Origin of the sequence: Terrimonas alba (assembly GCF_042434975.1) — a bacterium.
Classification (GTDB): domain Bacteria; phylum Bacteroidota; class Bacteroidia; order Chitinophagales; family Chitinophagaceae; genus Terrimonas_B; species Terrimonas_B alba.
This window is the reverse complement of sequence record NZ_JBHMQM010000002.1, coordinates 173,317-199,587: the sequence shown is the minus strand read 5'-3', so window position 1 is coordinate 199,587 and position 26,271 is coordinate 173,317. Positions and strand designations below refer to the sequence as shown.

15 protein-coding genes are annotated in these 26,271 nt (G+C 40.6%); 3 read left to right on the top strand and 12 right to left on the bottom strand.

All coding sequences use genetic code 11. The annotated features are described in order from the left end of the window. Positions 1-28 precede the first annotated feature (28 nt). The 9 genes from ACFEL9_RS05540 to ACFEL9_RS05500 form a co-directional block, all read right to left on the bottom strand. The gene (locus tag ACFEL9_RS05540; RefSeq protein WP_385886884.1) at positions 29-1,552 is read right to left on the bottom strand and encodes a glycoside hydrolase family 32 protein; all 1,524 of its coding nucleotides are present in this window, start codon (positions 1,550-1,552) and stop codon (positions 29-31) included. Between the two features lie 34 nt (positions 1,553-1,586). After that, complete coding sequence (locus tag ACFEL9_RS05535) at positions 1,587-3,230, bottom strand: glycoside hydrolase family 32 protein (RefSeq protein WP_385886881.1); 1,644 nt, start codon at positions 3,228-3,230, stop codon at positions 1,587-1,589. A 49-nt stretch (positions 3,231-3,279) separates the two neighbouring features. After that, on the bottom strand, positions 3,280-5,016 hold the full coding sequence (locus ACFEL9_RS05530) for a RagB/SusD family nutrient uptake outer membrane protein (RefSeq protein ID WP_385886879.1): 1,737 nt from the start codon (positions 5,014-5,016) through the stop codon (positions 3,280-3,282). Positions 5,017-5,033: 17 nt separating this feature from the next. Beyond that, positions 5,034-8,162: a SusC/RagA family TonB-linked outer membrane protein gene (locus tag ACFEL9_RS05525; protein WP_385886876.1), complete on the bottom strand. Its 3,129-nt coding sequence runs from the start codon at positions 8,160-8,162 to the stop codon at positions 5,034-5,036. Between the two features lie 12 nt (positions 8,163-8,174). After that, a complete protein-coding gene (locus ACFEL9_RS05520; RefSeq protein WP_385886873.1) occupies positions 8,175-8,483 on the bottom strand; it encodes a hypothetical protein in 309 nt (102 codons plus the stop codon). Positions 8,484-8,740: 257 nt separating this feature from the next. Beyond that, on the bottom strand, positions 8,741-9,232 hold the full coding sequence (locus ACFEL9_RS05515; RefSeq protein WP_385886871.1) for a TlpA family protein disulfide reductase: 492 nt from the start codon (positions 9,230-9,232) through the stop codon (positions 8,741-8,743). Positions 9,233-9,401: 169 nt separating this feature from the next. Then, positions 9,402-11,123, bottom strand: a complete 1,722-nt coding sequence (locus tag ACFEL9_RS05510) for a RagB/SusD family nutrient uptake outer membrane protein (protein WP_385886868.1) — start codon at positions 11,121-11,123, stop codon at positions 9,402-9,404. Between the two features lie 52 nt (positions 11,124-11,175). Beyond that, a complete protein-coding gene (locus ACFEL9_RS05505) occupies positions 11,176-14,307 on the bottom strand; it encodes a SusC/RagA family TonB-linked outer membrane protein (RefSeq protein WP_385886866.1) in 3,132 nt (1,043 codons plus the stop codon). Positions 14,308-14,536: 229 nt separating this feature from the next. Next, positions 14,537-15,868: a sugar porter family MFS transporter gene (locus ACFEL9_RS05500; protein ID WP_385886862.1), complete on the bottom strand. Its 1,332-nt coding sequence runs from the start codon at positions 15,866-15,868 to the stop codon at positions 14,537-14,539. Positions 15,869-16,210: 342 nt separating this feature from the next. Here ACFEL9_RS05500 and ACFEL9_RS05495 point away from each other — a divergent pair, with 342 nt between their 5' ends. The 3 genes from ACFEL9_RS05495 (at position 16,211) to ACFEL9_RS05485 (ending at position 21,599) form a co-directional block, all read left to right on the top strand. After that, positions 16,211-19,018, top strand: a complete 2,808-nt coding sequence (locus ACFEL9_RS05495) for a hybrid sensor histidine kinase/response regulator transcription factor (RefSeq protein WP_385886860.1) — start codon at positions 16,211-16,213, stop codon at positions 19,016-19,018. 204 nt (positions 19,019-19,222) lie between these two features. Beyond that, positions 19,223-19,504, top strand: a complete 282-nt coding sequence (locus tag ACFEL9_RS05490; RefSeq protein ID WP_385886857.1) for a GIY-YIG nuclease family protein — start codon at positions 19,223-19,225, stop codon at positions 19,502-19,504. 304 nt (positions 19,505-19,808) lie between these two features. Next, positions 19,809-21,599: a sensor histidine kinase gene (locus ACFEL9_RS05485; RefSeq protein ID WP_385886855.1), complete on the top strand. Its 1,791-nt coding sequence runs from the start codon at positions 19,809-19,811 to the stop codon at positions 21,597-21,599. Positions 21,600-21,735: 136 nt separating this feature from the next. Here the strand turns inward: ACFEL9_RS05485 and ACFEL9_RS05480 are convergent, their stop codons facing one another. The 3 genes from ACFEL9_RS05480 to ACFEL9_RS05470 all read right to left on the bottom strand — a co-directional run bounded on the left by ACFEL9_RS05480 (position 21,736) and on the right by ACFEL9_RS05470 (position 26,260). After that, positions 21,736-23,040 (bottom strand): DUF2264 domain-containing protein, encoded by a 1,305-nt coding sequence (locus ACFEL9_RS05480; protein ID WP_385886852.1) that lies wholly within the window; start codon positions 23,038-23,040, stop codon positions 21,736-21,738. 202 nt (positions 23,041-23,242) lie between these two features. Continuing rightward, positions 23,243-25,423, bottom strand: coding sequence for a glycoside hydrolase family 43 protein (locus tag ACFEL9_RS05475; protein WP_385886850.1), 2,181 nt, complete (start codon positions 25,421-25,423; stop codon positions 23,243-23,245). Positions 25,424-25,432: 9 nt separating this feature from the next. After that, on the bottom strand, positions 25,433-26,260 hold the full coding sequence (locus tag ACFEL9_RS05470) for a glycoside hydrolase family 16 protein (protein ID WP_385886848.1): 828 nt from the start codon (positions 26,258-26,260) through the stop codon (positions 25,433-25,435). Positions 26,261-26,271: the final 11 nt, after the last annotated feature.

Sequence of the window (26,271 nt, the reverse complement as noted above, 5' to 3'; positions counted from 1 at the left end):
CCGTATCTTACTATTCATTCACCTACCCTTACCAAATTCTTTTTAATGCTGAATATTTCAGCCGGCTTATTACAAAAGACTGATCCGACCTGAAATTGATCTTATCATATGTTTTTTGTGGGAAAAAAATCGCTGTTAAAACCGTTAGCCCGTCATCCGCAAATACCTCGATTGATGACTCATCCATTACCAGCTTTAATTCCATGGCGGCCTTATTGGATATCCTTGGCGCCACCATTCTTTTGGCGAAATTCTTTTCAAAATCTATTCTGCCGGACATTGTTCTATCTACATAATATTGATTTGTATTTTTATCGAAGCCTGCAACAAGCTTTTCTCCAAGAGCGTTTGAAAATTGTATAGTAAAACTTTGAAGCTGCGCTGAAGTGATGCTTAGCTGATACCGTCCATTCTGAATTTTCAGCTTTTTCCTTAAATCAATTTCCATATCGACCGAAATATTTTTGAACGAAACTTCATCGGGTTTAAGTTTGCCCAGTTCATCAACGGGGTTTGAAACGAGGTAATAATTATTATTTTCTTTGCGCAACTCCATCTCTCTCGGCAAAGTCATTGCACTTCTCCACGATTGTGTAGGAACTTTATTTGCATACTGCCAGTTGCTCATCCACCCCATGAATATTTTTCTGTCCCCGGTATTGAAGAATGTGACGCCGGCATAATTGTCTGTTCCGTAATCCACCCACCTAGTAGAATTATCAAAAGGAGTAAACCTCTTACCATCAAAATCGCCAACGAAATATTGGGTTGCCGATCCACCATTGGGGCCACCGGGATTTATACTTACCAATAGCACCCACAGTTTTTTCCCATTCATGTCAAATGATAAAAGATCCGGGCACTCCCAAACACCACCATGCGCCCCGAGTTCCTGGCCAAATTCACTTTCCTTTTCCCACTCCTTCAAATCAGTTGATGAATAAAAAGTCACCCGGTCCTTTGTTGCCAATGTCATGATCCATTTGCTCCCGGGTTTATACCAGCTAACCTTTGGATCCCTGAAATCTTTGATACCGGGATTTTTCAAAACCGGATTGCCTTCATATTTTATCCAGGTATACCCCTTATCCAGACTATAAGCAAGGCTCTGGTATTGATAAGTATTTTTTCCCTCTTTTCTTATGACCGGGTTACTATGCGTAAATATGGCAACAAGCGGTGCTTTGCCATTTTTCCCGAAGCCGGAAGTATTGGCTGAATCAACAACAATGCTTCCTGAATAGATATATCCTAAGCTATCAGGATATAAAGCAATGGGCAGTTGCTGCCAATGTACCAGGTCTTTACTGATGGCATGTCCCCAATGCATCGGCCCCCATATTGTGCTATCAGGGTAATGCTGGAAGAACAGATGATACGTATTATCATAGTACACCAATCCGTTGGGATCGTTCATCCATTTTTCTTTTGGAGAAAAATGAATTTGTGGCCTGTATTGCTCATTATAAGCCGGATCAACATATAATTGTGCAAACACAGATGATTGGATAAAAAGAAAAATGATTAGAGAACCAGTAGCTATTTTTTTCATAGTTATTATTATTCAATATTTTTTAAGGCTGTGGTTATTTATATATGTTTTTCAAGTGCCACGCATCAAGTGAAATAAGTTCGCTGGACTGACCTTGCGAACGAACAGACAGACCAATACTATCATCACGTCCTGGGTATACTCTTGCCGCTACACATTGTTTGTTATTCACAAATACTTCAACAATACTCTTGTCAATAAATATTCGTAGCCTAAGTTTCTCACCCGGGTTGATCATTACGGGTGCTGTTTCAGGCGCCCGTGAAAGCACATCCGGCAATATGGATGAATTGGATGTCTCAAGAGAGATAATGCTGTTATTACTATATCTCCAGTCTTTCGGCCTGGGCACTTCATAAGGCCTTCCCTGGTGAAATCCGCGATTTTTAAAAAATGTAATACGTGTATATTCTTCTTTCTTCGGAGAACGTAATACATTCAATTCTACCATGGGTGCATCCTTTGGATCTATTTCAGCTATTATCTCCATGGCATTGCCCTGTATGTCTTTAAAAACGATTTCCTTATTGGCAGGCAAATTGGTAGCGTTTACATGATGATGATTGAATCGTAAGGATTCAATATCACCTGCGGGTTCCATCATTATTGTATCCTTGCCGGCTAATGTTAACCTCCTTGGCAAAGTCATCACCTGGTTCCAGCCCGCAGTCGGCTTTCCCGGGTTCATGTTAAATAAGATAATTACTCCTCCTTTTCCATCGGGTGTGGCTGAAGGCGCATGAACACCTGCAGGTATGGCTGCTCCAAAATTGAACTTCCCGTGAGCTGTAGCGTTGAATTTATCCTGTATCGTGTCATAATCTCCCAGCAGATATTGACCGCCGCTCATATGGCTGAAAAAATTCAGGATATAACGATTACCTATAGGCCAGAAATAAGGACAGGCTCCGTCATCGCCTGCTAACGTGAAGCGATCACCTTCTACAAATTCTTTCAGGTAATCCCAGTGTATAAGATCAGTGGAACGAAAAAGATAATCAGCCCGCCATGATTTGCCATTAATACCGTTTGCTGACCTTCCTGCGGAAAGTGAATAGTATACTCCATCTTTTTTCCAGATGCAGGGATCAAAAACAGAATAAGGAAGACCGACCGGATTGTTCAAAGGGATAACTGCATTTCCTGAAACCTTTTCCCAATTTAACAAAAGAGAGTCTTCAGAAATCGCCACCATATTTCCAACACGGGTTCCATGATACATGGCAATTACACGATTCTCTTCAACAAGCGTTGCTCCGGAAAAACACTGGTATTCCGGGTTAGGGTATATAGCATAAGGAAGATCACGCCAATGAATAAGATCTTTGCTCACGGCATGTCCCCAATGCTGCCGTGTATCTTCCGGCGGATAAGCCTGGTAAAAAAGATGCCAGTTGCCTTTCCAATAACAAAGGCCATTCGGATCATTCAGGTTGCCTTCAGGATTTATAAAATGATAGATGGGGCGATACTTATCCCCTTCCATTTTTTTTCTTGCTGTTGCAAACCGTAATAGCAATGGATTTGATTTTAGCTCCAGTTCCTGGCTATCCGGCAAATTTGAAAAGCTGTACTTTGGAACCTTTGATGTATAATCAGGATTTTCGGATTGAGGGTAGATCTTTTGCATTACCACACACCCGAGGATCACTAAAAAAATTGTGCGAAAAAATTTCATTTATTTAAAAGTTTAAAGGATCATTTTAGATTCATCGCTGCGATAACTTTTACCAGCCGTTATTTTGTTTATACAATCCTTCCGTCAGGTTGATCTGGTCCTGTGGTATGGGTAAATATTCATCCCGCCCTTTTGTAAAAAAGGCATTGTTTAAATAGGAATGTCTTGTTTTTTCAATGGCCAGGTATCCATTAAGCGTCTCTGCAGCTATTCCCCAACGAACAAGGTCAAAGAAACGGGGGCTCTCCATCGCAAACTCCAGTCTTCTTTCCCATTGTAAGGCTTTACGTGCAAAATCCTGTGTCCATGTACAGTTCACTCCATCCACGTAAGTTTCTATTCTGTAGTTGGAAGGATCTGTGCCATCTGACTTTTTCAATCTTCCTGTGCTGTTGCGTGCTCTTACCCTCAATTGATTGATCAACGGCAATGCTTCATTCTGCCTTCCCAACTCTATCAATGCTTCTGCTTTCCAGAGAAGAACATCGGCATACCTGATAATGTCTGAGTTCTTGGCCGTGCCGAAAAAAGGTCCTACTTTTCTTAATCCCGGATCATCGGGTCTTAGCATTTCTTTCATCGTGGAATAAGGGCCATAGATCGTTGGAGTTCGTGCCCAGCTTGCACTATAAACAAAAGTGCTTTTATACTTATAAGGATGTCCGGATATCCCAACTGTATGATCAAGCCGGGGATCTACACCATTCACAAGGAAGTCCGCAGGGTTTTTCATTTCAGAAATATTAAAAGTATCGAACATTGGAAGACCAGCTAAGTCCGTTTTAAATGCATTGACTAAATTCTGGCTTGGCTGGCTCCAGCCACAACAACCATAGCCTGGCGCAAGACTATAATTATGACTACTTCCCATGTTTAACCTCCCTATTTCCGTTCCATCATCCAATGAGAATTGAATAGCAAATATTGATTCCTTCCCGTTCTCATATTCTAGCATGAAATTTTTAGCAAAATCATCGGACAAAGCATATTTTCCCGAATTGATCACATTATCAATTAAGCTTACAACATCATTTAGTTTCGCTTGGTTAATACTTATAACCTTGTTTTGATCATTCTGCTCATAGGCCTGGTACAAACGAACTTTTGCCAGGTAAGCATAAGCGGCAAGCTTACTGGCCCTGCCAATCTCCGCTTGTGGTTCCGGCAGATTATCTACTGCATATTGAAATTCATTTGCAATTTTTTCCCAACCCTGATCATTTGAATATTGACGGTTAGATACATACTTTAGACTATCGTCAGAGAATGATTCATCTGCGAGAGGAACATATTTAAATAATGTTTTGAGCAAAAACCAATAATGTCCTCTTACAAATCTCATTTCTGCCACCCGTTCCTTCTTTTTGGAATATTCCGCTTCGTCAAATTTTTCAATTTGCCTTAATGCAGTATTGACTCTTGCTATGCCGCTATAAATGAGTGTCCATACATCATTAATGCGGGCCATATCGGTTGTGACCAAGTTATATTGCTCCAGGGCGTTCAACTGACCGCCGCCACCATCCGCAATACTACCGCCACCCTTGTATGCATCATCAGAGCGGACTGCTCCATAAAGCCACATATTGGATATGGGCATTGTTCCACCAAAATCATTTCCCAAAGAGGCATAGGCGGCGATGACCAGCTTATCGGCCTGCTCGGGAGTGTTAAGAATATCAAGGGTCACAACTCCCTTGGGTGAATAATCCAAAAACTTTTTACAACCCGCATGCAGGATTATCATTAGCGCTGATACGATGTATATTATATTATTACGTTTCATGAAAGAAAGTTGAAGGGTTAAAACATTAAATTCAATCCGATGGTATAGGTGGTTGGTCTTGGATAAAGATTGGCCGGGTTCTCCGGATCAGGACCTGTATATTGACTATCGCCTTTCGTTTTTTTAACAGTCAGAAGATTTTGACATAGAACATATACACGCAAATCATTTATCCCGATTTTACGGACGTAATCATGCAGATCATAGGCGATTTGTAAATTCCGCAATTTCAGATACGAGCCGTTTTCAATAAAATAGTTCGATGTTCTTGATTCGTTATTAGCATTTACCAATGATAAGGCTGGTATGGTGGACGCTGTATTCTGTGGAGTCCACGCCTGCAAAACACGGGCTCCATAGTTCATTCCTGAGTTGGAACCTCCTATAAGATCAGTAGAAGCTTTTATACCATTAAACACATAGATACCGTGAACGCCCTGGAGAAATGCGGACAGGCTGATTTTTTTATACGATAATGCGAGGTTCAGGCCATAAACAAAATCTGGTAATTGATTTCCGAGCCAATCCTGGTCTAAGGGATCTATCTTTCCATCTTTATTGAGATCAACATACCTTAATCTTCCAATACCCTTACCTGTTTGGGCGGCATGCGCATCTACCTCAGCCTGGTTTTGAAAAAGCCCATCCGTTACATAACCAAATATTGCAGTTTGTGAATGACTAAGTATCGTTTTCTCTACATTGCCGGGATACGATTTAACTACCGATGCCGGCAGAAAAGTAATTTTATCTTTAAATGAACTGACATTTCCGCTGACACTATAGGAAAAAGCGCCAATTTTGTTCTGATAGTTTACTAATAATTCAAAACCTCGATTATCTTTTGTGGCGCCATTTACCCATTGGCTTTTGCCTTCACCTAAAATAGCAGCGTAAGGCGGCCTGATCAAAATATCCTTTGTCTCTCTTTTAAAGAAGTCTACCGATCCGGTTAATGTCTCATTGAAAAATCCAAAGTCCAGCCCAATATTTGTTTCCTGTGTAGATTCCCATTTTAAGTTATTGTTTTCAGCCTGCAACGATACGTACCCCGATGGTAATGCGCCGCTGTTCTGACCGGCTATAGGATACGCAGTACCTGTACTCCTGTTTCCGGAAGCGCCTCCGTAATTGGTTTCATATAGTCCAAACCTTGCATTGTCACCAATGTCCTGGTTACCAACCAAACCAACGCCACCTCTCAGTTTAAGGTTTGAAATAAATTTTATATTATCACTTACAAACTTTTCATCGCTGATCTTCCATCCGACACTGGCAGCAGGAAATAATCCAAAGCGGTTATTTTCACCAAACCTGGAAGAGCCGTCGTTACGTACTGTAACCGAAGCCAGGTATTTATTATCCCAACTATAATTGAGCTTTCCAAAATATGAAAGCAGTTGATTACCTGTTTCATTTCCACTATTTGTCGTACGACCGGTACCTGCATCCAAATTGAAATAATCAACATCCTGCAGGGCAAATCCTTCTTTGTATATCCCTGTTTGAAGAAATCTTTCTTTCACCATTTCAGTACCAACGAGGATATTCACCCTGTTTCTTCTGATGGTAAGATCATAGTTTGCCGTATTTGAAAAAGTTAGGTTTAATCTATGGCTCTGATTTATGCTCAGGCTGTTTACAGTGCGACTTAGAAAACCTTCTTTAAATGACCGTTCTATATTTTTATTATACCCACTGGCATAATCAAGCCCGAAATTTGATCGCAGAGTAAGATTTTTAACCAGGCGAAGCTCTGCATACATGTTCCCGAAAACATTGAGCAAATGATTTTTATCATCTCTGTTAATGTATAACATGTGAAGCGGATTATTTCTGTCTGAAAAACCCGCACCTATCGGTGGACCAGCAAAAGCTCCGGAAGTAGTGTATACAGGAATGATAGGCTGTAAAAACTTCGCCAATGAAATAACAGATGCCCCCCCAAGATCATTCGGAACAGGGGTCTCAACCGATTTGGACAACTGAAGGTTTTCTCCAATTTTTAATTTCCCTTTTAAAAACTTAGTAGATGTATTGATGCGTGCATTATAACGCTTGTAATCGCTATACCTGACGAGGCCCTTGTTATAAAAGTATCCTACATTTAACAACATGCTACTTTTGTCCGAGCCAGTTGCTAATGTCAATTCATTGGAATTAATTATACCGTCACGAAAAGTTACTTTTTGCCAATCTGTATTTGCCGAATGTACTCCCAACGCCGGATCACCTATCCAGTCAACAACATTTACTTTATCTAAGACAGGTATTCCCTGCGGGTCTGTATGCCAATCGAAAGTATAAAGCGCTTTATGGATATTCGGATCAGTTTTATCATTAATGGAGGCCCTCCACAGTGCAGCGCCACGCTGCTCTGTATTCAGTACATCTAAAGAGCTCCTGTATTTTTCCTGTGTTACGCTTGAGTTAAACTGAATTTGCAATTTTTCTTTTCCCTTTGCTTCCTTAGTTGTAACAATCACAACTCCGTTTGACGCCCTTGCGCCATAAATGGAAGCAGCCGAAGCGTCCTTTAAAATCTGGATTGATTCAATCGCTTCTGGATTTAGATTTTGAAATACTTCAGGTCTTTTGGTAGGTACGCCATCAATAACATATAAAGGATCTGTATTGCCCAGCGTGTTGAGCCCCCTGATCAATATCCTTCTATTGTTGCCGTTGGGTCTTCCATCTGACTCAATATATAAACCCGGTACCCGTCCCTGCAAGGCCTGCATTGGATTGCCCGACGGGATATCTTTTATTTCTTTTACATTCACTACAGCAACAGAACCAGTCAGGTCTTTCTTCCGTTCAGTTTTATATCCTATCACTACTACTTCATCCATATTATTAACATCATCTTCCATTTCAATTGATATACCTTTCGTGCTATGATCAACCCGTATGCTTAAGGTTTTCATTCCCACATAGCTAAATGAAATAGTTTCACCCGCAACCGCGGCGATAGTAAATTTTCCATTGATATCAGTTAGTACTGTTTTGTTCCGGGTTTGAGCCGATACCCCTTGCAAAGGCTCCCGGGTCGACTTACTACGGACTGTTCCGGTCAGTTCCTTCTCCTGGCAGAAAGCGGCGGTCATCAATAAAAGGAACCCGGATAAAAAGAGAAATTTTGGCATAATCGTTAGATTTTAGTGGTTGTTATTGCTTGTGTATAACCGGTTGCTGTTTCCTCTCAATGCATCACCAGGTAATTTGAAGAGATACACCTTCAGCATACCAGGAACAGTATTGAACTCAGACAGGTCCATTGGCCCGTTTCTTTGGTTGGCGGAAAGGGTTTCAGCAATATAAAATGGAGCAGTGGCGGAGAAAACTCCAACACCCGGATCATAGCTAAATCCGGACCCGGATACGGAAAAATTAAAAGTAGAGTGGATTGAACCCTGGCCCTTGAGCGCTGCGGCGGTGGAGCAGGAAACGAATTTATCTTTTTCCATCTGGCAGTTATTTTCCATCGTCAGGCTACTAACTTAGATCAACAAACACCCGAGGCTTTGATTTTTTGTACTTATTGTTTGCAATTTTGTTTTTTGTCCTGATCAAACAATAATCAGCTTACTTACAATAATTTAAAAAAGAATCTCAGGCTCGGGGAGCGTTAGATTTAGTAATTCTGTTTTACATTTTTATACGATCGTATCATGACTGAAGAGTTGCCTCTTAGCAGACGAGTTAAAACAGGTCCAAAACTTGATTATTTACCGACTGTATTTATTTGTTGCGAAAACCTGAACAAGTTTTGTTCATTATCATCATAAAGGATTAGTTCCTTCTTCGCTGAATAAAGGAAAAGCGAAGGATATTTTCTTGGTCTGAACTTGCGTATGAATTCACTCTGCGTATCCCGCAGCATGATTACATCTTTTTTATCTTTTAAATTGTTTCCATACTTACCCATAAAACGGGCAATTTTTTCCTGGCTATCCAAAGTAACCAGGTGGATGGCCGCCTTTTTAAACTCATGATAGTGCTGGTTAAGATACTGTATGGCGTGCTGACAATGATCACAGTCCGAATCAAAGAAAATAAAAAATGTCATTTTCCCGGGTGCAAGGTCTTTATTGGTGAATGACCCCTTTTTCAGCTTATAAAATTTAAATTCCGGAATTGTCTCTACCGGCCCTTGTGCAAAAACGTTTGCCCAAACCAACATTAATAATGTCAGTATATTGATCCTGTATTTCATGATATATTATTTTAATTGCTACAAACATTTTAGTGTTTAATCGCAGAAATTATTTCTTATAAGCAAACTGCCGCAAAAAGTTAACGTTGAAAGGAAGGAGGAGGCTGAAGCCTCCTCCAAGTCACAAACGACTGCTTATCTATGACTGCTTATGAGAAACTCCTTGTTCTTAGTATTTGGGGTTTTGCTTATACAAACCTTTTGTAAAATCTATTTCCCGTTGGGGAATCGGTAGATACTCATCCCTGCCTTTTGTAAATTTGGCGTTTGCAAGATATGCCCGCCGCGTTTTTTCTTTATCGAGATAGGCATTCAACGTTTCTGCCGCAATGCCCCAGCGAACGAGGTCAAAAAACCGGGGGCTTTCCATAGCAAATTCCAGCCTTCTTTCCCATTGCAATGCGATCCGGGCATTCGCTTGTGTCCAGTTAATGTTGGCTCCATCTACATACTCATTTATGTTGTAATTGGAAGGAGCGGTACCATTTGCAAACTTCGTTCTGCCTGTACTTTGTTTTGCCCTCGCCCTTATTTGATTGATAAGCGGAAGCGCCTCTGCATGTCTGCCTGTTTCAATAAGTGCTTCCGCTCTCCAAAGCAGCACATCAGCATAGCGGATAATATCGATATTCTTTGAACTTCCGTAGAAAGGTCCTACCTTTTTGAAACAGGGACAATCCGCTGCCTGCTGTTCTTTCATATTTCCAAACCCTCCATATAAAGCAGGAACTCTTTCCCAGCTATGATTATAAAGGATATTGGTCTGGTATTTAAACGGATGTCCGTTGATAGCAACCGTGTGATCAATACGTGGATCAACGCTAGCGCCACCGGGAGTAAGTTCAGTTTCTGTCAGCACAACATCATTAAAGGTGCTGAATTTGGGAAGACCATTAGCATCTGTCCCGAAAGCATTCACCATGTTTTGACTCGGAATATGAAACCAGCAGCAACCGTATTGCGGGGCCAGACTATAATTCAGGCTGGTTGACATGCTCAGTCTCCCGATGTTTGTACCATCGTTGATGGAATACTGAATTGCAAAAACAGATTCAGGCCCGTTATCATATCCATTCAGAAAGTTTTCAGCAAAATCAGGTTGCAATTTGTATTTACCGGAATTAATAACATCATTTGTCAGTGTCAATACTTCATTCAGCTTCGCAGCATTGATGCCTGTTACATTGTGATTGTCGTCCTGGGTATATGCCTGGTAGAGCCGGACTTTTGCCAGGTATGCTTTAGCGGAAAGCTGATTAGCCCTCCCGACTTCCGGTTGTAGTTCCGGCAGGTTAGCAATAGCAAATTGAAAATCCGCTGCTATTTTTTCCCACATCTGATCATTGGTCAGTTGATCATTTGGTACTTTTATTATTTCATCATCAGCCATCGTTTCATCGATATAAGGAACCCTGTTGAATAATACCTTTAACACAAAATACATATGCCCCCGAAGAAACCGCATTTCGCCCTGGCGCACTGCTTTTTTGGGAAATGCGGCATCAGTAATTTTTTCCAATGATCTTAATGCAAAGTTTGCCCTGGAAATAGCTGCATAGGCTCTTTCCCATGTATTATTAAAAAGACCGGGAGTAGTAGGTTGGGTAAGGTTATATTGTTCGTAAGCATTTATCTCACCTACATCATCTACGCTTCCACCGCCTTTATAAGCATCATCCGAACGGATACTTCCGTATGCCCACATACTTGTAATAGGCCCACTCCAAAAATCATTTCCAATAGCTGCATAAGCTGCGGTTACCAATCCATCCACACTTTGAACGGTGGTGACGTCTGCCTCAGTGAGAGCCCCTTTCGGATTTATATCAAGATACTTTTTACAAGATGTCAGCAACAATAAATTTGCCGCAATTACTATGAGATATTTCATAATTTATTTTTTTAAACATTATTTTAAATAATGCAGATTAGTTAATGTTGAATCAGTTGAATGTTATATTCACACCAAGTGTGTAGGATGTAGGTACTGGTATGAGATTGAAGTTTGGTAACTCAGGATCGGATATCTGGTACTCCTTATTCTTAAACCAAAACACATTTTCACTCATCAGGTATAACCGCAGCTGGCTCATGTGCAATGGCCTTATAAGCGACTGTGAAAAATTATAGCCGAGCTGAATATTCCGCATCTTAAAATAGGATGTGTTTTTAAACAGGTAATCAGATGCTCTTGTCTCGTTATTACGATCCACTAATGTCAGCGCCGGAGTTTTGGAACCGGTATTTTGCGGAGTCCATGCATTCAGAACGCCGGGAGCCCTGTTTTCTCTTGTATTCAAAAAATTATTCAGGAAAACATAATCTACATAGTTATGCCGGCCGGCAATCCCGGAACCAAACATCGACAGATCGAAATTCTTATAGGATAAATCTATTCGTAAACCATATTCAAACTTCGGCAAAAGCGTTCCAAGCCAATCCCGGTCATCTGCATTTACAATACCGTCTTTATTTTGGTCGACATATCTTATCCTTCCAATGCCCTTACCGATTTGTGTTGCATGGGCATCCACTTCTGCCTGGTTTTGGAAAAGTCCATCAGTCTTGTACCCGAAGATGGACAATTCAGAATGTCCTAAAATTGATTTTTGAGCATTGCCCGGATAAGCAGTGCGAACCTCTGCAGGTAATTCAGTTATTTTATCACGGAAGCTGCTTAGATTTCCATTGATGTTATAAGATATCCCATGCTTTGTTTGATTACGATAGCCTAGTACGAGTTCAAATCCTTTATTTTCTTTTGTAGCACCATTGATCCACTTACGTCTTCCTTCACCTACTGCAGAGGCTACAGGAGGCAGAATTAATATATCAGAAGTTGTCCTGAAAAAATAATCGAATGATCCATAAACCTTCTCCGCCAGTAAGCCAAAATCCACACCGAGATTTAATTCTTTTGTTGACTCCCATTTCAACTGGGGGTTGCCAGCTTGAACCGAAACATAACCAGAAGGCAAAGTACCCTGGTTTGCACCGCTAAGGTCATAGGCTGTTCCTGTATTCAACCACTGCCCGGGAAACCCAACGCCGTTGTTAAAGAGAGTTCCATAATTGGTTTGAAATAAACTAACCCTGGTAAAGTCTCCAATATCCTGGTTACCTACTTCGCCATAACCTGCTCTCAACTTCAGGTTGGAAACCTGTTGCAAGCCTGTCATGAATTTCTCGTTGTTGATTCTCCACCCGATATTCGCCGCAGGAAAAAAACCATATTTATTATTCTCACCAAAACGGGATGAGCCATCACGGCGCAGCGTTACAGAAGCCAAATACCTATCCGCATAGGAATAACCCAATTTGCCGAACTGGGATAGCAATCTATTTCCGGTTGCCTGCCCAAAATTGGTGCTTCTGCCTGTGCCGGCATTTAATGTAAAGTAGTCTTTTGTTTGTTGAGCAAACCCTTCCCTGAATGCACCGAACTCTTCAAAATTCTGCCTGATGGCTTCTACACCGGCAAGCACATTGATTTTATTTTTACCAAAGTCGTAATGATAGTTGGCGGTATTGGACCAGGTAAGGCTGAGAAAGCGATTCGTATTGCGGGCTAAACTATTCACCTGCCGGCCTAAGAAACCTTCCTGAAAAGCTAACTGTATATCTTTAAATAAACTGGTTGAATAATCAACACCAAGGTTTGTTCTTAAAGTTAAATTTTTAATAAGTTCCAATTCCATATAAGCATTGCCAAATACAAATGTTCTGTTTGTGTTGTCCCACCTGTTGAGCCATTGCATATCCACCGGGTTATTACGGTCCGAATAGCCCCCGCCAAATGGGCCTGCAAATCTTCCATCTTTTGTATATACGGGAATAGTAGGCGCAAGATTAATCGCCAGCGATGGAGTGCTGGCTCCTCCCAGATCAGTTGTAGCAAGGGTCTGGTTGGAAGTGGCAAACTCTGAATTCATTCCGAATTTTAATCGTCCATCAAATAGCTGTGATGCTGCATTGATCCGGCCGCTGTATCGTTCATAACCGGTATATTTCATAATACCTGAATTATTGATATACCCTAAATTCATAAGCAACGAACTACTTTTCGTTCCCCCGGAAATAGTCAAATCCGTTGATGTAACAATTCCTCTATCGTATACTGCATCTTGCCAATCAGTGTTCCCGACGGGAACTGAACTGTCGCCGCCCACAAAAGGCTGGATATTTACTTTATTCAAAACAGGCTTGTCGAAGTCGCCATTCCAATCGTACTTATATATCAACGGTGCTACTTTGTTCGGGTCAGTTTTATCATTTACTGCGCCGCGCCAAAGCGCTTTCCCTCTTCCTTCCCCATCAAGCATTTTTAGTTTTTGAGGTTTCATTGATTGAAAGGTTAAGCCGGAATTGAGTTGAATGTTGACTTTTCCGCTGCCATTCTTTGTTGTTACAATAATGACACCATTGGATGCCCGCGAACCATAAATGGATGCAGCGGAAGCATCTTTCAAAATCTGAACGGATTCAATAGAGCCGGGATTCAGGCTTTGAAATATCTGTGGATTTTTTGTAGGCGCCCCATCAATAATATACAGCGGATCAGTATTGCCGAGTGTATTCAGTCCCCGTATAAGTATCCGGCTGTTTTCCCCGTTAGGGTTCCCGTTTTTTTCAATGTATAAACCGGCCACCCGTCCCTGCAGGGCCTGCATAGGATTACCTGAAGAATTGTTTTTTACAGGTTTTAGATCCACTACTGCAACGGAGCCAATCAAATCAACTTTTCTTTGAGAAGTATAACCTGTAATTACTACTAAATCCTCTTCCTTTATCCCTTCTTCCAACTCGACAGCTAAAACTTGACTGGCACTTGTAATTTTAATAGTAGCGGCCTTCATTCCTATATAAGAAAGAACCAGGTTGTCACCTACCGATCCTTCAATAGAAAATTTCCCGTTAGCGTCTGTAACCACCGTCTGGTTTTTTGTTTGAACAGAGACACCCGAAAGCGGAGTTTTATCCAACTTACCGGTAACGGTTCCGGTAATAGTTTTTTGCTGTGCAAAAGAGAGAATTGTCAGCAATAATAGCAGCAATAAAAAACACGATTTTCTCATAATGGCAATTTTTAAATTTTAAAGATTAGTCTTGGTTTTATTCATTGTTAAAAACAGTTGCAGGTTGAACAGTATCATGTTTAAAGAGGGTTATTACTTCTTTTGTTTGGTATTGGAGTGAGCCGATTATAAACTGCGATCAAATTATCCAATGCTGAAGCGGTGCATCACCGGGAGTATTATCATCTGTTAACTTCGAAAATAATGGCTCTGAAAAAGTCAAATGGTTTTAATGTGAAGTCAGCCGATTCCCTATTTGCTCCAATGAGCTTCCTTTGGTTTCCGGCATAAACCGCCAGACAAAAACCAATTGAATACACATCATCACAGAAAAGAAAAGAAAGATATTTCCACCTCCCGCATTCTCCGCCAGGTAAGGAAATATGAATGCGATCAATGCGGCCATTATCCAATGTGTAGTACTTCCAAGCGTCTGTCCTTTAGCCCTTACCTGGTTGGGAAAAATTTCAGAAATGAATACCCATATCACAGCCCCCTGCGAAAAAGCAAAAAATCCAATATAGATGAATAAGTAGACGGGTACGGACCAGCTATCAAACTGACTTTTATAAAATGAAAATGAAACAAGACTTAATGTTATTATCAGACCAAATGACCCAATCATCATGAGAGTTCTTCGGCCGACACGGTCAATAAACTTCATCGCCAATAAGGTGAACAGAAAGTTTATAATTCCAATGCCAACTGTTGAAAGCAGGGATGAGCCGGTTCCCAATCCGGTCATTTCAAAAATTCTCGGGGAATAGTAGATAATGGCATTGATACCGGATACCTGGTTAAAAAAGGCGAATAAAATTGCCAATAGAACCGGCGTTCTGTGCAGCATTGAAAATAAAACGGCGGCATTCCTGGTTTTTCCCTCATTTGCCGCATTTTGATAAATTGCTTTTACATCTTCCCGAAAAGTAAGCGGGTTGATAAGTTCAAGAATTTTTCCAGCTTGTTCCAAATCACCCTTTTTAACAATCAGCCAACGTGGACTTTCAGGGACAAACCGCAGCATTATTAAAAACAGTAGGGATGGTATCGCCTGCACACCGAGCATAATGCGCCAGGATATTTCTCCAAGCTGCCCCAACAGGTAATTAGAGAAATACGATAGTAAGATGCCAAAAACAATGTTGAACTGAAAAAGGGCTACCAGCCTCCCCCGTTTCTCAGCGGGGGAGATTTCGGAAATATAAATAGGAGCAGTAACAGATGATGCCCCGACACCTAAGCCCCCGATAAACCTGAATATAAGAAAAGCATACCAGTTATCGGTTAACGCGGTCCCCAATGATGAAAAAAGATATAATGCCCCGATAATATAGAGAGTGGTTTTTCGACCTAATTTATCTGACGGAATTCCTCCCAGCAAAGAGCCAATAACAGTTCCAATCAGTGCAATAGAAATTGTAAAACCATGCTGAATGGAATTTAACTCCCAGTATTTTTGAATCGCCTTTTCAGCGCCTGATATTACAGCCGTATCAAATCCGAAGAGAAAGCCCCCTAGTGCCACCACTATGGACCAGAAAATAAATTTGTCCTTTTTCATCTGGCAGTTATTTGCAATTGTTGAGATGCTAACTTAGAGCGGCAACTGTCAGAAGCTTTGAATTTTTGTACTAATTGTTTGCAAATTTGTTTTTGAATCAATCTAATTATAAACACCTTGTTTACAACATCTTAAAAAATATCCTCCCTGCAACTTTTGTCATTTTATAAATTTTGTTTCAGTCTTTTGTACAATCATTTCCCGTCAGAAGCGTCAGGGTGAATGGTTAACCGGTTTTTGATAATAATACCGAAGAAAGATTTTACTATATAAGGAAGGTGCACAGTAAAATAAAATGCACCCACGTCAATTGTTTCAACAAAAAAATCCAGATTTGTAAGTATGAAGAGATATAGTTTTATCATCGGCGGGCTGTTACTCCTACTTACTTTTTCTTTCAGCAGGTGTATTTCAGATAAAAATAAAAAAGCGATTGTCATTGGATTTTCGCAGAATAGCGGAACCGCGGCCTGGAGAAAAATAATGCTCGATTGGATGAACCGGGAGCTAACCTTCTATCCTGAAGCTGAACTTATTTACAAGGAGGCAAAAGGCAACAGTGAACTGCAGGTTAAACAAATCAGGGAATTACTGTCGCAAGGCATCGATATCTTGCTGGTATCTCCAAACGAGCCGTATCCTTTAACCCCTGTCATTGAAGAATGTTACAAAAAAGGTATTCCAGTCATAATTATTGAAAGAAAAACTGCTTCCACCCTTTATTCAAGCTATGTCGGGGCTGACAATTATGAAATCGGCGTATTGGCGGGAAATTACATAAGAAATATCCTTAATGGGCATGGAAACGTAGTGGAAATAACCGGTGTACCCAAGACAACACCTGCCATTGAAAGACATAAAGGTTTAATGGATGGAATTAAACCTGCTCCCGGTATTAAAATAATAGCACAGGTTTCAGGTAACTGGGAAAAAGATTCTGCAGCCCGGGAAATATCTAAAATAGCAAATAAACTTCAGGAAGCAGACTTGGTTTTCGCCCAGAACGATGTTATGGCTTTAGGAGCCCGGGAGGTTTATAAGGATTTGAAGATTGCCAGGAAAATAAAGTTTATTGGGATTGATGGATTACCGGGCCCCAACGGAGGAATTCAACTTGTTTCAGACAAAACTCTTGATGCCACACTCCTCTATCCTACAGGCGGCACTGAAGCTATTCAAACCGCTTTCAAAATACTTAACAAAGAACCATATAGTAGAGAAAATAAGCTTCAGACACTGGTTATCGATTCATCCAACGTCCGGCTAATAAGCCTGCAATTGGATAAGCTAAACAGCCAGCAATCGGATATTGAAAGACGGCAAAAACTAATTGACAAACAAATCGCTATTACCGAAAATCAAAGAATTATAATTTATATCACCTCCATAACACTTGCATTCGCCTTGATTCTTGGCTCAATCGCCTTTTATTTCCTGAATGAAAACAAAAAAATAAATAAACGACTGGAAAAACAAAACGAGGAGATATTGGCTCAGCGAAATCAATTAATTGATCAGAAAAATCAATTAATTGAAATGACTGCAAAAGCCAAAGAAGCGACTGAAGCTAAATTCAATTTTTTCACCAACATTTCCCATGAATTCAGAACTCCTTTAACGTTGCTTCTTGGACCACTTGAGCACTTGTTAAATTCAGGCAAAATTCATTTTTCCCAGAAGGGCTATCTTGAAATGGCTCAAAAAAACACCTTTCGGCTGCTTAAACTGGTGAACCAATTAATTGATTATAGAAAACTGGAGCAGGGGAAAATGAAACTCATGGCTTCAGAAAATGATCTCGTAGGATTTATATATGAATTAGCCGATTCATTCCAGGAACTGGCCCGCAAACAAAATATAACCCTGCAAGTCAGGTCGAAAGAAAGAAAACTAAATGTGTGGTTTGATGCAAACATGCTTGATAAGGTCATTTTCAATTTGCTATCCAATGCTTTCAAATTCACCCCGGAAAATGGAACTATAATAATTTCAATCAGCAAATCTGAAAACGACCAGTGTGCGATAATAAATGTAGAGGACTCCGGTATCGGTATGACTCCTGAAACAATAGAGCATGCTTTTGATCCTTTTTTCCAGGGAAATCAGAGTAATTACAGGGGCTCAGGCCTTGGATTAAGCCTGTCAAATGAACTAATAAAACTCCACCATGGTTCAATTGCAGTAAAAAGTGAATTAAACAAAGGAAGCATTTTAGAAGTTCGCTTGCCTTTAGGCGAATATCATTTAACAACTGAAGAAAAAATCCATAGTCAGCAAAAAGATATGACTCCCGCCTATGAAGACTTGAAGATATATACAACGGAATTGAGCAAAATAGAAATACCCAATACAGAGCTTTCTCCAACAGACAAGGAAAATACTTTACTAATCATAGAGGACAATAACGACTTGAGGAATCTGCTGAAAGCAAGGCTTGAACAGGAATATGAAATACTGGAATCAGCTAGGGGTGATGATGGCCTGAAGCTGGCTTACGAATCAGTCCCGGACCTCATTTTATGTGACATCATACTACCGGGTAAAGAAGGTATGCAAATAATAAATACGTTGAAAAACGACGTCCGCACTTCTCACATACCCATTATCCTTGTCACAGCAAAAGGGAGCATTGAAGAGCAGATCAGGGGTATGAAGCAAAAAGCTGATGCATTTATTGTAAAACCCTTCAACCTGCAGTATCTCGAGGAAACCATAAAAAGCCTGTTGAAAAACAGGGAAATTCTTAAAGATCATTATACAAGTGAACTACCTATAGAGAGCAGATCCGAAACTCCTAAAAAAATTGACAGGAAATTTGTCAATGAATTTGTGTCCATTGTTGAAAGCAACTTATCAAATGAAAATTTTGGAGTAGATGATATTAGCAAAAATATTGGTATTTCCAGGGTTCAACTATATCGCAAGGTTAAAGCTCTATTGGGGTATAATGTAAATGATTACATTATGAGTGTGCGCCTGCAAAAATCAAAATATCTTTTAGCTAAGGAAGAAAGCCTATCTATTGCGGAAATAGCTTACCAGGTTGGTTTTTCTTCGCAGGCTTATTTTGCCAGGCTTTTCAAGTCTAAATTTGGGAGTACTCCCACAGAATACAGAGCCAAAAAATTCAGCGATAAACGAAATGAGTGATCAAGGTTAGGGGAAGTATTGAGTAAATCGTTATATTCATCCAGGAATTCAAGTGAGCTTAAATGAGGCGAATTGAAGCTGTTTCACTAATATTTCACCAAACTTTTAGCGTTGTGGTAAAATATTGAAAATGAATTAAAAGATTGCGAGGTTCGAATCCCGTACGGGCTACAGGCTTCATCATCCTTGGTGAAGCTTTTTTGTATGTATACCATTTACGCTCTTATCAGTAAAAACAGAAATTGGATCTATGTTGACTTTAGCGCCGATATAGACGATCGCATTCGAAGGCATCAGCAAGGCTATGAAAAAACAACCTCCCCTTATAGACCCTTCATGATCGTACAACTTGCCTGCGCCTTAAATAGACCTGAGGCCAGAAGACTCGAAAAGTGGTACAAAACTGCCTATGGCAAGAATTCTATAAGAACTTTACTAAATGAGACCTTTTCCGATGGTGATACGGGCCTGTCTGCCGACAGGTAGATTCGAATCCCGTACGGGCTACAAGAATAGAACAAATCCCTGCAAATAAAGTTTTGTGGGGATTTTTTATTATCCACCTTCATCAAACCACAGTTTTAAACTCATTTGTTACCTCAAAGCGTCCGGCAATTTTGCAGGTGACTGGCAGCCCGGAAAACTAAATTGTACTTTCCCTTATGATTAGTATTCCGTAGCATACAAATCGCTTACAGGCAGGATACGAATTGTATTATCTTTAATAAAGGTTTGTCAGCCGAATACAGAAGATAGAACCTGATTACAGCACCCACAACCAATCTTTGTTATGAAGAAGATTTTTATGCATTTTCCGACGGGCATAAAGATTGTTCTTATTGCTGGCATCTATTTTATAATAGCTGTTTCAGGTCTTCAGTACTCATTTCAATCTTCTAATGCTACTCCCCTTTGGCCGGCTTCCGGCTTCGCCTTTGCTGCAGTTTTGTTGGGAGGAGTGTCACTTAGCCCGGGAATCTTTATTGGCGCATTTGCCGCCAATTTTTACGTATTCCTTTTAAATAATACCTGCACTCCTTTAACTGCAAGCTGGGTTTCCACTATTATCGGGTTGGGAAATACGGCTGAGGCATTGACCGGCTATTACCTGCTCAGGAAAATTGGTCCGGCTTTTCCTATACAAGCCCTTTTCAAAAAAGTACATTTCGTTTTCAGGTTTTTACTTATCAGCCTGCTTATGTGCCTTACCAGTAGCATTATTGGGGCAACAAGCTTGCTATTGGCCGGCATAATTCCTTCCACTGCTTATCATTTTGCATGGTTCACCTGGTGGACAGGCGATGTAACAGGTGTTATTTTGGTTACACCGTTTATTTTAATGCTTGCCAATAACCTGTTTTTCAAAAAAGAACAAAATCCTGCCGGCTTGGGGGAGACTATTGTTGTTATAGGAGCAACTATTGTAATATCAGGAATCGTATTCCTGGACTGGTTTAAGCCCAGCTTTTTGTTTACAAGGGCTTTTATCATTATTCCATTTCTAATATGGTCTGCTATCCGACTGGCAGCTCCGCTTGTTACAGGTCTTCTATTAGTTTCTGCGATAAGTGCTTTGGGGGGAACATTACAAGGGATTGGTCCCTTTGTAGCACCAACAGTCAATGAATCGTTGTTGACAGCGGCTTTATTTATTTCGATCAATTCGATTATGGCGCTGATTATAAAGGCAGCCATGACAGAGCGATGGGATGCCCATCTGCGCTTACGTTCATCCCGGGATCGTCTAGAACAGATGGTAGGCGAACGAACAAAGGAATTAGAAACAAAAAATAAGGAGCTGGAAAGAAGAAACCAGGAGCTGGCTTCATTCAACCATGCGGTCAGTCACGACCTGCAGGAACCGTTGAGGAAAATTCTCACATTTGGCGACTCTCTTTTGCGAAATAGCAGAAATGAACTGCCGGAAAGCGATCGAACTTTATTGATAAAGATCCAGTCTGCCAGTACACGAATGAAGAAATTGCTTGAAAACCTTCTTTCTTACCTGCGTCTTGACAACAAAGAAAGAGTTTTCGATACAGTCGATCTGAACGAAGTGCTAAACAGCGTTCAAAATGATCTGGCAGAAAACATTTCGAAAGAAAATGCAATTATTGATTCATCCTTATTACCTATTGTAAAAGGGATTTCTTTTCAGTTTGAGCAATTGTTTACCAACCTGCTTAGCAATGCACTTAAATTCAGAAAAAAGGAAATGGCACCTCACATAACCATAAAGTCGCAACCTGTAGAAGGTATGTCGATAGAAAAACACATCAACACACCCGGTAAATATTACCATCACCTCACGTTTACTGACAATGGCATCGGTTTTCGGGAAGAATACGCTGATAAGATTTTTGAAATCTTCCAGCGTTTGCACGCCCAAAGTGAATTTGCCGGAACTGGCATGGGATTAGCCATTTGTAAAAAAATAGTTGAGAACCACAATGGTTACATTTATGCTACCAGTGTGCCGGGAGAAAGAACAACAATTCACATTTATTTACCGATGGAAAATCCCTATCCTGAGAATAACCATGCAATTGAAAAAACAATTTCAACCGGAATGCTGTCATGAGAAACCAATAAATCATCCGCAGAACTTCATTAGTTAAGGACAAATGAAAAAACTTTCTTTTCCATTCTCATTTCATTTTACACAATCATTTTTACACAATTTTTCTTTGGAATCAAACAGGTGTCTGACTTTATCACTAATGAATATCTATTGCATGATCAGCAGCCACATTTTGGCCGCTCCAGACTTTTACGGCTGTCCATGGTTCGGTAGGCGATGACCAAAATTCATCGGTCTCCGGTAAACCTAAGGGCAAAAAAATATTGGCGCAGATATATAAACTGCCGGTAGTAATATAAAAATCAGCAAGATCCTGTTGGGCGCCATATAACCCTATCGAGAGAAAACCATCCTTATTATATGTACCGGGAGCATTCATCGTCTTTTTAATTACTGCTGTAAGCGCTGAACGAACCTGTGCAGGTTTCAACGACGCCGGCAATTGTTTTCTAAGAGCGATATCAGCGAGGTGATGAAATACGCCGCCACGGTAAACAATGGATCGCCCCACAATGGGATAGGAACCATCAGCATTAATATTTCTTTCCTGTATCTCTGCATAACGCTTGTTGATCTTATCAAGGTTGTGAGCATACCATTGATAAGTTTTATTTTTTGAATTGCTTATACCGACAATATTTGCCAGGTATGGATGAATAACGATACTATTGTAATAATCCATGTGAAAATTCATTCCATCGGAAAACAAACCGTCACCCACATACCAATGACTGGCAAATCCCCTTACGGCAAATTCGATCCGCACAGGATCATAATCCAATCCATACTTACAAAAGAAGGCTTCAATCATCCCTGTAAATAAAATCCAGTTGGAATAAACAGGTACCGTGCTGCGTGTAGTTTTAAAAACAGCTATCACCTGCTGCTTTATTGTGGTATCCAGATTTTGCCACAACCACGGACAACGCACCAATCCCAGAGCAAAAAAAGAAGCATCCACTAATGGCTGGCCTCCATTCCATTTCAAATGATCTTTAGCAGCAGGATTAACGGCATTGGCAATTGCTTTCAACGACCATTGCCGATATTGATTGCGAAGATTTATTTCTTCTTTTGAACCACCATCCAAATTCAGCCAGGGAGCAATGCCGCTTAATGTTCTGCCAAATGCCTCAAGATAAGAAACGGCAGCTCTGTTGGCAGCATTATCGATATTTTTTGCCAACTCCACCGGCATCTTTTCTTTCAGCTTATTTTCTGCAAGGTTGGATAGAATAGGTCTTGCCATTTTATCCATCTCCTTTAACCAAATTTGCCTGTCAGTCGGATTTGTTTGCGCCTGTATTTCGATTACAACAAAAAAGAGACCGACAACGGCAATTACTTTTTTCATCATAGCTAAAGACAATTCAGTTAGTAATATTATTTCCTGGAATTGATTCTTATTACCGTCACGATTATGCGGGAACAGCTTGCTCAAATGATTTACTCACCGTAATATCGCTTGTTACCAGAACCAGCGCCGTAGGTTGCTCAACACTTTAATTAGCAGCTTATAGTTGCTGCACATTTTTCCCAGTCCTTCCCATCAATATTCAAATCAATCTCGCCGTAACATAATATCTTTCCAGCTGCGTATAGAAACATTAAGAGGCAACGGTTGCTGTGATATTCTTTATGTTTTAATTTGCCAATCCTGCTCCCTTGTGTGTTGGGATTATTTGTTTGATACTTCCATCCGTGTTGAACTCCAGTTTATCAATACATACTTCCCGGTTGTAACCGGCGGCTTCCCCCATGTTGATGCCATTAGGATAATTGAACCGATGATAAACAATATACCACTCATCCTTGCCCGGCACCTGGATGACGGAATGATGACCCGTAGCATAAATACCCGAAGCCACATCCTTTGCAATCACCAGGTTATTAGCAGGGACATTTATTTTTCCTGTTGGCGAAGCTGTAGTACCATATCGCACCCGGTAATTTTCACTTCGGGTGTCATCCTCCGACCACATAAAATAATAAATGCCGTTTCGGTATAAAACATGAGTTCCTTCCCTAAACGTGGAATCCGGTGTGATCACTCTGGTAGTACCCGGTTTTAAAGACACCATATCATCGTTTAATTCTGCGACCGCCATATAGCCATTACCCCAATACAAATAATTTTTTCCGGTGGCAGGATCAGTAAAAACATCCGGATCAATTTGCTGCCCGCTTCTAACGCCTTCCGGGAATTGATCGATTAATGGTTTCCCCGAATCAACGAATGGACCTGCAGGATCATCCGCCACTGCTACACCTATCTTTTGCGCCGCGGTGAAATAAAAAAAGTATTTGTATTGATCGTTTATCTTCTTTTCAATGATGCAGGGCGCCCACGCATTTCTCTTCGCCCAGCTTACATCTTTTTCAAGATCAAGAATAGTTCCCTCATCTTTCCAGTTGACAAGATCCGCTGATGAAAAAGTTTTGAAATATGTCCCCGCCCAATTGGTAAATCCATCACTGGTCGGATAGATATAATACTTTTTTGTTTTCTCGGAATACAGAATATCAGGATCGGCGTAGTACCCATCTAATACAGGATTATTACTAATACCTGCATGCATCCGCCAGGTTTCCGGTTCTCGTCCTTTTATGGAAACCTTGTAACTCACCGGTCCTTTTGAAAAATCCTGCGCCATAGTTGGATAGATAGTTACACCGGGCAATGTAATAAAGGAAGGACTAAAGGACGTCAAATTAGTCCCGGGTTTTACCGATAGGTAAATTGACTTCTTCACCGTATCAATTTTCGTGTTTATTTTCTTAATAGCATTTGAAGACGCCGAGCTCATGATACCTTCAATAGTTCCCCATTTACTTATTAATCTTTCTGCTTCCTGCGACGTAATGGGTATCACCGTTCCATGCCTTGGATGAAAGTTCATTTTTACTTCATGATCGATCACTGAAAAGGTTTTCAAATCCCTGCTTTTTGTAAACTGGTATCTGCCTTTTGTGTACACATCATACATTAGTATATAACCCTCTCCATTATTAAGTTTGAAAACGCCTGCGCCTTCCACGGGATCTTTTGTTTGTTGAACGTACCGGTCCTGCAAAACATAGCCACTGGTGAGTTTATTGGAAACAGCTATTTTGATACCGGCACCCTCACCTTCGGTCTTAAAAAACAAATGATACTTACCATCTTTAAAAACAATATCACCATCAATACAAGCTCCATTGGTCGGACTAAAAAAAAGTTGTTTCGGCTCAGTCGCCAGGTCGGTAAAATCTTTATTCGCATAGGCGTAATAAATTTTATCAGGATCTTTTCCATGCTTCATGGAAAAATAGATCATGTACCGCCCTGTATTCGCATCATAAATTGTTTGCGGCGCCCATACCCGGAGCAGACTATCCTGGCCGGGATATTTTTTTTGAATGTTAATAATAGAAGAGGTCCAGTTAATAAGATCGGTAGATTTCAGCAGCACCATGGCCCGGTTAGAATCCCAGCCATTGGCGGAAGCCATGTCGGTTACCACCATGTAAAATGTTTTTCCATCATGACCCCGTAAAATATGCGGGTCACGGACGCCACCGGTTTCGCTGATTTTTTCAGAACTGATTACCGGCTTATTATTATTTAAAGCCCTGAAATTATATCCGTCTTTACTCAAGGCAAACCGAATCTGCTCGTCTTCCTTTGCATTACCGGTAAAATAGGTAAACAAATAGGCGTCATACTTTTCTTTTTTATCCACATATTTTTTTTGGGCCGGTGATGCGGAAGAAATAATGATACAGGTAAATAGCCATGCTGCATTTGGTACAAATAATTTAAGTACGCCAAAAGAAAATTTCATTTATAGCAATTATTTAAGTTGATACACTCTAACAAAATCAACTTCAAACTTACGGGGGAATTTTGTTTTTTCGGGATTACCACCGTTCGTTCCGCCAATAGCCAGGTTCAACAACATATGGTGCGGTTGTTTGAAGGGATTGAAACCACTGCTATCTTTATTGACCAGTGAATCAACCGGCACCTTGTTGAGCAATACATCATCTACATATAATGCGATAAAATCTTCTGTCCAATCCATTCGCCATACATGAAACTTTGACGACCAGTTGGTACCACCCATCGAATCAACCCGGAAGGTATTGCTGTGCCATTCAGGCTTTCCACCTTTTCCAAGGCAGGCAATATTCGCCAGCAATTTTCCGCGGTAATATTCCATGATATCTATCTCTCCATTGGCGGGCCATCCTTTTTCAATGCCTAATGTCCACCAGGCGGGCCAGATTCCATCGCTGATATCAATCCGGCCCCGCATTTCAAATCGTCCGTATTTCCAGGCCTTTTTGCCAGCAGTAATTAAACACGATGAAGTGTAATTGATTTCAGATCTGTTTTTCCGCCAGCTTTTACTCCCGGCCTCGTAATTTGGATTTGGCTTGCGTTCCTTTTTTGCTTCAATGACGAGGATTCCTTTATCACAGTTTGCATTGGAAGGCTGATACCATTGCAACTCTTCGTTGCGTACAAAACCATATTCATAATTCCAGTTTGCCGTGTCAGGCATTCCCTGCTTATTAAACTCATCTGCCCACACCAACTTATATTCATTGTTCTTTTCCTGTGCGGGCAAACGAAAAATACAAGCGGCAAAAATTCCTAAGAAAAATAATTTACGCATGCTCGTCAATT

What these genes read in the sequence shown, in the direction of transcription:
- ACFEL9_RS05475 (WP_385886850.1), bottom strand. Translation starts at nt 25,423, where the DNA reads ATGAAATTTTCTTTTGGCGTACTTAAATTATTTGTACCAAATGCAGCA.
- ACFEL9_RS05520 (WP_385886873.1), bottom strand. Translation starts at nt 8,483, where the DNA reads ATGGAAAAAGATAAATTCGTTTCCTGCTCCACCGCCGCAGCGCTCAAG.
- ACFEL9_RS05490 (WP_385886857.1), top strand. Translation starts at nt 19,223, where the DNA reads ATGTATACCATTTACGCTCTTATCAGTAAAAACAGAAATTGGATCTAT.
- ACFEL9_RS05530 (WP_385886879.1), bottom strand. Translation starts at nt 5,016, where the DNA reads ATGAAACGTAATAATATAATATACATCGTATCAGCGCTAATGATAATC.
- ACFEL9_RS05505 (WP_385886866.1), bottom strand. Translation starts at nt 14,307, where the DNA reads ATGAGAAAATCGTGTTTTTTATTGCTGCTATTATTGCTGACAATTCTC.
- ACFEL9_RS05535 (WP_385886881.1), bottom strand. Translation starts at nt 3,230, where the DNA reads ATGAAATTTTTTCGCACAATTTTTTTAGTGATCCTCGGGTGTGTGGTA.
- ACFEL9_RS05470 (WP_385886848.1), bottom strand. Translation starts at nt 26,260, where the DNA reads ATGCGTAAATTATTTTTCTTAGGAATTTTTGCCGCTTGTATTTTTCGT.
- ACFEL9_RS05500 (WP_385886862.1), bottom strand. Translation starts at nt 15,868, where the DNA reads ATGAAAAAGGACAAATTTATTTTCTGGTCCATAGTGGTGGCACTAGGG.
- ACFEL9_RS05540 (WP_385886884.1), bottom strand. Translation starts at nt 1,552, where the DNA reads ATGAAAAAAATAGCTACTGGTTCTCTAATCATTTTTCTTTTTATCCAA.
- ACFEL9_RS05495 (WP_385886860.1), top strand. Translation starts at nt 16,211, where the DNA reads ATGAAGAGATATAGTTTTATCATCGGCGGGCTGTTACTCCTACTTACT.
- ACFEL9_RS05485 (WP_385886855.1), top strand. Translation starts at nt 19,809, where the DNA reads ATGAAGAAGATTTTTATGCATTTTCCGACGGGCATAAAGATTGTTCTT.
- ACFEL9_RS05515 (WP_385886871.1), bottom strand. Translation starts at nt 9,232, where the DNA reads ATGAAATACAGGATCAATATACTGACATTATTAATGTTGGTTTGGGCA.
- ACFEL9_RS05510 (WP_385886868.1), bottom strand. Translation starts at nt 11,123, where the DNA reads ATGAAATATCTCATAGTAATTGCGGCAAATTTATTGTTGCTGACATCT.
- ACFEL9_RS05525 (WP_385886876.1), bottom strand. Translation starts at nt 8,162, where the DNA reads ATGCCAAAATTTCTCTTTTTATCCGGGTTCCTTTTATTGATGACCGCC.